This is a genomic window from Serratia odorifera (assembly GCF_041448735.1).
Classification (GTDB): domain Bacteria; phylum Pseudomonadota; class Gammaproteobacteria; order Enterobacterales; family Enterobacteriaceae; genus Serratia_F; species Serratia_F odorifera.
The window spans coordinates 1-4,093 of the sequence record NZ_JBGMUT010000024.1 but is presented as its reverse complement, the minus strand read 5'-3'; the positions used below and the strand labels follow the sequence as shown (position 1 = coordinate 4,093).

3 protein-coding genes are annotated in these 4,093 nt (G+C 53.5%); 1 reads left to right on the top strand and 2 read right to left on the bottom strand.

Annotated elements, in window-relative coordinates; translation table 11 throughout:
• The first annotated feature begins 143 nt into the window (after nt 1-143).
• Nucleotides 144-1,505, top strand: a complete 1,362-nt coding sequence (locus ACCC84_RS23305; protein WP_371902402.1) for a DEAD/DEAH box helicase — start codon at nt 144-146, stop codon at nt 1,503-1,505.
• A gap of 459 nt (nt 1,506-1,964) precedes the next feature.
• Here the strand turns inward: ACCC84_RS23305 and ACCC84_RS23300 are convergent, their stop codons facing one another.
• Together ACCC84_RS23300 and ACCC84_RS23295 are read right to left on the bottom strand one after the other, a co-directional pair.
• Nucleotides 1,965-2,789, bottom strand: a complete 825-nt coding sequence (locus ACCC84_RS23300; RefSeq protein WP_371902401.1) for an SDR family NAD(P)-dependent oxidoreductase — start codon at nt 2,787-2,789, stop codon at nt 1,965-1,967.
• Between the two features lie 901 nt (nt 2,790-3,690).
• Nucleotides 3,691-4,093, bottom strand: a 403-nt coding sequence (locus tag ACCC84_RS23295) for an integrase core domain-containing protein (protein ID WP_371902400.1), incomplete at its 5' end; no start/stop codon positions are given.

The following is a 4,093-nucleotide window of genomic DNA, read 5'->3' as shown; positions in this document are numbered from 1 at the left end:
CCGGCTCACGTCGCAGGCGTGCTCATTTTATGCGGGTGTTGCGGCAGGGGGCATGCGCCCCCGTGCGAGCTATAGGTTTGTCAGACGGCGTCGGCGTTGAGGTGAGGCTGTATCTTAAAGACGGTTGAGGCAGCAGCGCTGCCGTGCTCGCCCCGCACGGGCGCTACGTTCAGGACAGAGAAAAACACCCGCCTGTGGTGCCGTCCACGCTGAAAGCAGAACTGCGCGACTACCAGCAGGCAGGCTTCTGCTGGCTGTCTCGGTTGGCGCATTGGGGTGGCGGCGCCTGCCTGGCCGATGACATGGGGCTGGGGAAAACCCTGCGGGCACTGGCCCTGTTGCTCGAACGCGCCCCGGGCGGACCACAACTGGTGGTAGTCCCCACGTCCCTTACCGGCAACTGGCTGAGTGAAAGCGAACGGTTCGCCCCCACACTTCGTCTGCGGGACTACCGGCGCCGACGTGAGATAGCGGACGTAGGCGCATTCTATGTGGTGGTGGTCAGCTACGGTTTGCTGTTGCAGGATGCGCCGGCGTTTACCGGCCAGCAGTGGCACAGCGTGGTGCTGGATGAAGCGCAGGCCATCAAGAACGCACAGACCCAACGGGCGCGGGCCGTGATGGCGTTGAAGGCTGATTTCCGGTTGGCGCTGAGCGGTACGCCGATCGAGAATCACCTGGGCGAACTATGGAGTCTGTTCCGCTTCCTCAACCCGGGTCTGCTGAGTGGTCTGAAGCCGTTCAATCAACGATTTGCGACGCCGATTGAGCAGGGTGACCGGTTGGCCGGCAGCACGCTGAAGCAGCTGATTACGCCCTTTATATTGCGCAGAACCAAATCGCAGGTACTTGACGAACTGCCGCCGCGCACCGATATTCTTCACCGCTTCCCCCTGAGCGACGAGGAACGGCACTGGTACGAGGCCTTGCGCCAGCAGGCAGTAGAGCGGCTGGAGAGTGGCGGTGACGACATCAAACCGCTGCAGGTGCTGACGGAGATCACCCGGTTGCGCCGGTTCTGCTGCCACCCGTCACTGGTGCTGGATAACCTCCCGCTGGCGGGCAGCAAGCTGGCGGCCTGTCTGGACATCATCGACGAGCTGCGGGAAAACCACCACAAGGCCCTGGTATTCAGCCAGTTCGTTGACCATCTGACGCTGTTGCGTACGGCGCTGGATGAACGGGACATCACCTACCAATACCTGGATGGTTCAACCCCGCCGACCGAACGGGAGAAGCGAGTGGCCGCGTTCCAGTCCGGCGAGGGCGACCTGTTCCTGATAAGCCTGAAGGCCGGCGGTACCGGACTCAACCTGACAGCAGCCGATTACGTCATTTATCTCGATCCCTGGTGGAACCCGGCCGTTGAAGACCAGGCGAGCGACCGCGCCCATCGAATAGGACAGGAGCGCCCGATCACGGTATACCGTCTGGTGATGGAAAACACCATCGAGGAACAGATGCACCCTGTGGCAAATAAGGGTGCAATGCTGTGCAATAGATGAGGGTCGGCCCCTCGGAGACGGCGTCCAGACACAGCCTTCAAACTACCCTGAGCGGCGGCCGTTAAGAGCTGTGGTGGTGAGCGTCAGGGAAAAACCAGCAAAGGCAGTGCCGGAATCGATGGCCAGTCGATTGAGGAATTTGATAAGAACCTCGTGGGGAACCTATACAAAATCTGGAATCGTATGGTCTCTGGCAGCTACATGCCGCCAGCCGTTAGGCGTGCGACGGGTGGAACGAACCCGCTGGGGGCTCGTGGAAGAACCCAGTTTGCTCACTGGGAAATTTGTACGCGGCGTGAACGGTCAACGACAAGAGCCGGATGACGGGAGACTGTCACGTCCGGTTCCGTGGGAGCCAGAGGGGGGGAAGTTCCCTCGCGCAACCTGATCCTCTCCAAACACAGATAATGCGACACAACCTTTCAGACGCTCTGTAGCGGCTAATGCGACAGACCTGTGTTATTCCCTGATTCGCAGGGTCCGGAGGTCTCCGTTCTTTATTTTTTCATGTTCGGATACAAGTTTATCCAAATTGTCAAACACGGTAAAATAGCGACCGCTTAGTGAATGATATTTTCCACTGACGAGTAATATTACAGGATGCGCCCCTGTCTGTGCATCTACAGTACGCCCTGCGGCCCGCTCAGCCAGAAACCATTGGAATGCCTTTTCGCGGGTACTCCCCGGCTCGGGGGGCGGCGTCGTCTCATTGATGGACATGCCATCCGAGTGTATTAATCCAGGATGATAGGCAAATAAGTCCACGTTATGCTGCTTAACTTCAACGGCTAAATTTTCCGTAAGCTTTATTATGGCCGCTTTGGATGTCGAGTAAGATGAGCAGGTTGGCCACCTGAATGCTCCGGCGTTACTGACAATATTAACAATTTTTCCTTGTTTTTTCGTTGTCATATGTTGCAACGCGTAATGAGTACACAAGGCAGTACCTTTTAGGTTTACATCAATGGCTTCACACCATGACGCGATATCACTTTGCCAAAAAAAATCCACAGGGCCCAGTACCCCTGCGTTGTTTACGAGAGTATCTATTTCGCCATACTTATCAACTATATCAGAAAATGCGGCAGAGACAGCGTCATTATCGGACACATCAAATACATGGTAACTGGCCTTTTTACCCAATTCAGCTGTAGCTATATTTAACACGTCTTTATTCCGCCCGGTAATAACAACCCGAGCCCCGGAATTTATTAATTCTTGAGCCAATACCCGACCAAACCCTCGGCCACCACCGGTTACAACGATCAAACGATCATTATGCATTTTGTTACCCTTAGTAAGTATTTTCCAGCAAAGCCACCCAGGGGGCTACTACATGTTTAGTCTCATTTGGTCGTATCGTTCGACTTCTCGCTCGTGGTACCTGTGTGAACCCTGCATCTCCAGAGCGACTGTAGCGACGAAATAGGCACACGCCCAGAAAATTTCGCAGGTGACATTTTCACCTCCGCCGAAGTGCGGAGCCACTGTTATCACGCACTTCCTCTTCAGATTCGCGCAACTGACGTAAAGGTCAAACCTTTCCTCCTCTCACCGGTGAAGCGTTAAATTGTCAACGATAACTCCATCATCTCTTTAAGATTGCGTAGGCGGAGGACACCAGTGAACGCATCAGGCTTTACATCGGAGGGCTATCACAATTGCAAAGATGCCCCCCTTTCTCCGGATGGTCCTTGCAAATTGATGTACAGTAAGCTTTTATCAATTTTTTATTATTATTGATATCATTAGCGTCTCCATTCAAGGGGGGTGATGAGGCGTGACTTAAGGATGAAATGAGGGATGCCAGTATCAGACACATAAACACTTTCATATTGTACAACCTATTTTTGCAATGACGTTTCAAGGTCAGTTTCAATCACCTCTACATGACGACGAACGTCACGTACGCGCCGGTACCTTGGACCAGCAGAATACGGGGTTGTAAATCTATGAGGCTTCAGGAAGGATGACCTTCAGATAAGCGTGGCTTGTTGCCGCGCACCACCATAAACATGTCAATATAGTACTTAGCTTAGCGGTTATAACATCTGACTAGATAATACTCAATGATTGCTGTATCACCCTGACCTGCCCCCAGGATTAGATACAACGCTCACTTAGTAATGTCGGATCCTGACCCGCTCCCCGTATGTGATCCATTCATAATCAGGAATAACCGGCTTCATTCTGGCTGCATATTCTGGCAACCGGCAGATTTTTCGGCAAATTCAGAGGGCGTCATCCAACCCAGTGCAGAATGGGGACGACTCTGGTTATAGTGTATGCGCCAGGCCTCGATTTTACACCGTGCATCCTCCAAAGACATAAACCAGTTCTCGTTCAGACATTCCTGCCTTAACCTGCCGTTGAAGGACTCCACCGTCGCATTGTCCGTCGGTGTTCCCGGGCGTGAGAAGTCGATTCTGATGCCTCTTTCGTACACCCATCTGTCCAGCATTTTCCCTGCAAATTCAGAACCATTATCGGTTTTCAGCAACTGAGGTAAAAGACGTCTGAGCGCTATGCTATTCAGCATTTCTGCCACTTCTGTTGAACGCAAATTCTGCCCCACGCAGATCCCCAGG